Origin of the sequence: Xenorhabdus griffiniae, from assembly GCF_001028135.1 — a bacterium.
GTDB lineage: Bacteria > Pseudomonadota > Gammaproteobacteria > Enterobacterales > Enterobacteriaceae > Xenorhabdus > Xenorhabdus bakwenae.
The window spans coordinates 1-5207 of sequence record NZ_LDNM01000133.1 but is presented as its reverse complement, the minus strand read 5'-3'; the positions used below and the strand labels follow the sequence as shown (position 1 = coordinate 5207).

At 49.3% G+C, this 5207-nt stretch carries 6 protein-coding genes and 1 pseudogene; all 7 read left to right on the top strand.

Going from position 1 to position 5207, the window contains the following annotated elements:
- The first annotated feature begins 28 nt into the window (after positions 1-28).
- Entirely contained in the window at positions 29-352 is a 324-nt protein-coding gene (locus tag AAY47_RS18635) for a phage holin, lambda family (RefSeq protein ID WP_369813291.1), read from the top strand.
- Positions 349-753: a structural protein gene (locus AAY47_RS18630; RefSeq protein ID WP_047771790.1), complete on the top strand. Its 405-nt coding sequence runs from the start codon at positions 349-351 to the stop codon at positions 751-753. The genes AAY47_RS18635 and AAY47_RS18630 overlap by 4 nt, the downstream gene beginning before the upstream one ends.
- Positions 754-764: 11 nt before the next feature.
- A pseudogene (locus tag AAY47_RS18625) lies at positions 765-1970 on the top strand (DNA cytosine methyltransferase); the annotation flags it as partial.
- A gap of 5 nt (positions 1971-1975) precedes the next feature.
- A complete protein-coding gene (locus AAY47_RS21885; RefSeq protein ID WP_047771789.1) occupies positions 1976-2434 on the top strand; it encodes a lysis system i-spanin subunit Rz in 459 nt (152 codons plus the stop codon).
- Positions 2416-2616: a Lar family restriction alleviation protein gene (locus tag AAY47_RS23380; protein ID WP_083446734.1), complete on the top strand. Its 201-nt coding sequence runs from the start codon at positions 2416-2418 to the stop codon at positions 2614-2616. The genes AAY47_RS21885 and AAY47_RS23380 overlap by 19 nt, the downstream gene beginning before the upstream one ends.
- Positions 2617-3183: 567 nt before the next feature.
- Entirely contained in the window at positions 3184-3753 is a 570-nt protein-coding gene (locus tag AAY47_RS18615; protein ID WP_047771787.1) for a terminase small subunit, read from the top strand.
- Positions 3754-3757: 4 nt separating this feature from the next.
- Positions 3758-5207: hypothetical protein (locus AAY47_RS18610; protein ID WP_047771785.1), on the top strand; the 1450-nt coding region annotated here is incomplete at its 3' end.

Sequence of the window (5207 nt, the reverse complement as noted above, 5' to 3'; positions counted from 1 at the left end):
GACGCCCATTGTTCAAATGGGGTGGAATATGAAGATGAAAGAAAATCCTGATTTATGGGCTGACATGTTAAATGGCCTGAAAAACTCGTGGCCGCAAATATCCGGCTCTGCTTTAGCTATCGTAATTTGTTACGGACGCCTGATTTACGACGGCGTGGAACGGAAGAACCGCTGGGTAGAGGCGCTGCTCTGTGGTGCTTTGTCATGGAGTGTATCCAGCGGGCTAGAGATGTTTGGCATTCCTATCAGTTTTGCACCGGCTATCGGTGGCACTGTTGGATTTATTGGCGTTGAGAAAATACGCGAGTTTGCTGTTCGTGCCATCAATAAACGGCTGGGGGGTAAACAGTGAGCAGAGGCATTCGCAATAACAACCCGGGCAATATCGACCACAATCCCGCTAATAAGTGGCAAGGTCAAATTGGAATCGAAACAGGGGTAAAAAATCCTCGGTTCTGTCTGTTTGAATCACCGGAATATGGTATCCGGGCACTCATGAAGTTGCTGACCAATTACCACAAGAACGGTTATCAGAGTGTGGCCAAGATGATTAATTGCTATGCTCCAAATAACGAAAACAACACCTCAGCCTATATCAAGGGTGTTGCTAAGGCACTGAATGTCGATCCGAATCAGGTTCTGGACATCAATAAACCCACGCTGATTGCGCTGGCTAAGTCCTTCATCCGGTACGAGAACGGCAAACAACCTTATTCCGATGACATCTTCACACGGGCATTTGAGATGCTATGAATAGCGAAATGATGCGTTTCGGCTCGGTCTGCTCCGGTATTGAGGCGGCCAGCGTGGCATGGGAACCACTGGGGATGCCCCCGGCATGGTTCAGTGAAATTGAAAAATTTCCCAGCGCAGTATTGCAATACCATTGGCCGCATGTCCGCAATCTGGGGGATATGACCCAAATCCCCGCCCTGATTGCCGAAAATCAGGCGTATGCACCGGATATTTTGGTCGGCGGAACACCCTGTCAGGCATTCAGTATTGCAGGTCTGCGTAATGGGTTGGGCGATGAACGGGGACAATTAACACTATCATTCGTGGAGTTAGCTAATGTTATTGATTCAGTCAGGGCAGCAAACGGAAAACAGCCATCTATCATCGTCTGGGAAAACGTGCCCGGCGTATTATCCAGCCGGGATAATGCCTTCGGTTGTTTTCTTGCAGGGCTTGCCGGAGAAAATGAACCGTTGCAGCCGCCAGGGACGAGATGGACAAACTCTGGTTATGTGTCTGGTCCCCAACGCGCTGTCGCCTGGCGAGTGCTCGACGCTCAATATTTCGGAGTGGCCCAACGACGCCGTCGTGTGTTTGTTGTCGCAAGTGCTCGAAAAGACATCTGTCCTGCCACGGTACTTTTTGAGTCCAAGAGCGTGTGCCGGGATACTGAAGCGCGCTCAACGGAGAGGGCAGAAATTACCGCCAACGCTAGAAGCCGCGCTGTTATCGGCAGTCACTGGGACTCAGGGCTAAACCCGCATCCCACCTTAAACCAGAGCCACAGTATCGGCATGAGTAATCAGGAAATATTTTCCCAGCGTGGCAGCGGGCTGGTATCAACATATAGGCTGCTTTCGTTTGGTGAATATAAAGCTGACAATATAGCATCTACTCTGAAAGCTCGGGATGCTAAGAGCGCAGCGGATTTAGTGGCAATTTCACTAGCCGGAAATATAATCAATCGGAACGCCAAAAATGGCGGTAATGGTCTTGGTTATCACCCAGAAATTTCCTATACATTGACGGCATCAGACGTTCATGGCGTGAATTATGGCTATGCTGTGCGTCGTTTAACTCCTGTCGAATGCGAACGTTTACAGGGATTTCCCGATAATCACACCCAAATACCATGGAATGGTAAACCCGCTGCAAATTGTCCTGATGGACATCGTTATCGGGCAATCGGTAATTCAATGGCAGTGCCGGTGATGGCGTGGATAGGCAAGAGAATACAGCGATGAAACTCAATAGTCAGTACTTCACCCTCGGTGCTTTTGCTGTCGTCTCTGGCCTGTTCTGGTTCTATTACAGTGAGTATCAGGACAAGGCCAAGGAGTACCGTAGATTAAAGCTACAGTATGACGAGCAGGTCGCCATCAACACCAACCAGCAAGAGCGGATTCAGCATCTTGCAGAACGGGACACCAAGCAATTACAGAAACTCGCCAATGCCAAATCTAAACTTGATGAGCTTAACGATACTCTCCGCACTAACGTTAAGCGCGTGTACGTCAAAGCCGAGTGCCCCGTGTCTGAAACCGCTGCCCCCTCCGGCGTGGATGGTTCAAGACCCGCCAGACTGGCGAAAGACGCTGAACAGGATTATGTACGTCTCCTCGGAGAACTTGAAACCCTCGAAGCCCAGTTCCTCGGACTGAGGGATTGGGCGAATACTGAATGTGGGAGAAAAAAGTAATGGCAGACAAACTCAAACCGTGCCTGTTTTGCGGTAGTGGGGATACGGAAATAAACTCATATTCGGATGACACGTGGTTTTTTGTGCAATGTACTGACTGTGGTGCATGTGGGTCAGAGGAGGAGTCATCGGTCACTGCTGTATCTGTGTGGAATAACGCCTCACCACCTCAGAGCAAATGATACTGAGGTGGTGGGAGTAAATACCGTGTCATGACGAGAGGACGGCAGGAATGCTACCGTCCTTGCTTGATTTATTAGTCTGTTCACGTTAGTGAATTTGACGGGGTTATTGAAATATTAGAGGCGCACTGTGGCAACATTGGTAATAACACGCAAATAGGATCAAGATCTATACAATTACCTGAATCATCTGGGCAATTGCTGGAAATATTGGCGTAAGTTTGCAGTGGTAGCATAGCCGAACCCGCCAACAGGCAAAGAAGAAGATATTTTTTCATTTTATTCACCCTATTTTGCTGACTACAACAAAGACCAGTAAACCCATTTCCACACAATAACAAGCGAATAATACTTAACAATTAGTTACTCTCTGAAACTAAATGAAATATTTCGGTGTCCATTCCCTGAGTGGGGCAGGACTATGTTAGAGGGCGGTGTCAGTGGGATAGTTTCTCTCTGTAATCGCTTTGCGATTATATCCAACCAAAGTGATTAAAAAGTGATCTACATAACCTTTACTGCCACCCGCGTTAACGGATGGCTTTTTTCTTTTTAGGAACTCAGAAAATGACCAGTACAAAAATGACGACAAAACAAAAAACGTTTTGTCGTGAATACCTGGTCGATTTAAACGCAACGCAGGCAGCAATCCGAGCAGGGTACAGCCCGAAACGTGCCAGTGAAATTAGCTATCAATTGATGCAAAAACCGTTTGTTATCGCGCTGATCGATGAGCTGAAACAGACGCGCAACAAACAACTGGGGATTGATGCTAACTATGTACTGATGCGCCTCGTTGAAATCGACCAGATGGATGTGGCTGACATTCTGGAGGAGGATCTTAGTATCAAACCGTTGTCAAAATGGCCGGAATCGTGGCGTCGTTATCTCAGTGGGTTCAATCTGGCTGAGATGTTCGAGGGCAGAGGCGACGACCGCGATATGGTCGGCATACTCAAAAAAATCAAATGGCCGGACAAAGTAAAAAATCTCGAATTGCTGGGTAAACACGTCTCTGTTCAGGCATTCCGTGAGAATGTGAAAAACGAACTGACGGGAGCGAATGACGGCCCGATAGCGGTGGCTAAACTGACACCCGAACAGGCAGAGGCTGCCTACAAGAAAATGATGGGGTGATGCAATGCCTGTGCCGTTTCCGTTTGATTTTCGTAAACCCGATTATAACGCGATATTCGAATGGCGGATGGAGCGGTTACAACGCATTCGCCAGAACCCCACGCTATTACCTGCGATGCGGACATTTTACCGCGATAATCCAGGGCAATTTATTATTGACTGGGGCATGACGGTAGACCCCCGCAACGTTGAGCGGGGTTTACCTGCCCGTATCCCCTTTATTCTGTTCCCCCGTCAGGAGGAATGGATTGAATGGTTTATGGAATGCTGGCGTACTCAGGAGCCGGGGATCACTGAAAAAACCCGCGACATGGGGATTAGTTGGCTGACCATCGCCACGGCCAGCTCAATATGTCTGTTCAATCGGGGGGTTGCTGCGGGTTTCGGTTCTCGCAAAGAGGAATATGTCGATAAGCTGGGTTCACCCAAGTCGTTGTTTGATAAGGCACGAAATTTCATCAACTTGTTGCCCGCCGAATTCAGAGGCACGTGGGATATTCGCAAGCACGCCCCCCACATGCGTATTCTGTTCCCTGATACTGACTCAGTTATTACAGGTGAGGCAGGCGATGGCATCGGGCGGGGTGACCGTGCCAGCTTCTATTTTGTGGATGAGGCCGCGTTCCTCGAACGTCCAGCGCTGGTGGATGCGTCGTTGTCGGCCACAACCAACTGCCGACAGGATGTTTCGACACCAAACGGTATGGCGAACTCATTCGCCCAGCGCAGGCACAGTGGCAACATCAAAATTTTCACATTCCACTGGCGAGATGACCCACGGAAAGACGATGCCTGGTACAAAAAACAGGTGGAAAAACTTGACCCGGTCACGCTGGCGCAGGAGGTTGATATCAACTATCAGGCGTCGGTAGAGGGAATATTGATACCGTCTGAATGGGTGCAATCCTCCATCGATGCGAATATCAAACTCGGTATTCAACCAACAGGTATTCGCATGGGGGCGATGGACGCAGCCGACGAGGGTAAAGATAAAAACGCGTTTTCATGGCGGCACGGCGTCTTGTTGGGGGGAATCAAAGAATGGTCTGGCAAAGGCAGTGATATTTTTGGTTCCGTTGAAAATGTCTTCGGTTGGTGTGAGCAGAATAATCTAGATTCGTTTCGATTTGACTCTGACGGACTGGGCGCGGGTGTACGGGGCGATGCCCGTATTATCAACGAACAACGTAAATCCCTGCGAATGAGCGCGGTAACCGCGACACCGTTTCGGGGGAGTGGTGCCGTGTTTGATCCTGATGGCGAAGCTGTGCCGGGGGATGCATTCAGCGAACCCCGACTAAATAAAGATTTTTTCGCCAACGCGAAAGCGCAGACATGGTGGGCGCTGCGCACCCGCTTTCAGAAAACCCACAGGGCAGTGAGTGAGGGGCGTTTTTACGATCCTGATGAGCTGATAGCTATTTCCGGTGAAATGCCGCTGAAAGATAAACTCA

Coding starts and splice junctions, on each gene's coding strand:
- AAY47_RS18635 (WP_369813291.1), top strand. CDS start 29: ATGAAGATGAAAGAAAATCCTGATTTATGGGCTGACATGTTAAATGGC.
- AAY47_RS21885 (WP_047771789.1), top strand. CDS start 1,976: ATGAAACTCAATAGTCAGTACTTCACCCTCGGTGCTTTTGCTGTCGTC.
- AAY47_RS23380 (WP_083446734.1), top strand. CDS start 2,416: ATGTGGGAGAAAAAAGTAATGGCAGACAAACTCAAACCGTGCCTGTTT.
- AAY47_RS18615 (WP_047771787.1), top strand. CDS start 3,184: ATGACCAGTACAAAAATGACGACAAAACAAAAAACGTTTTGTCGTGAA.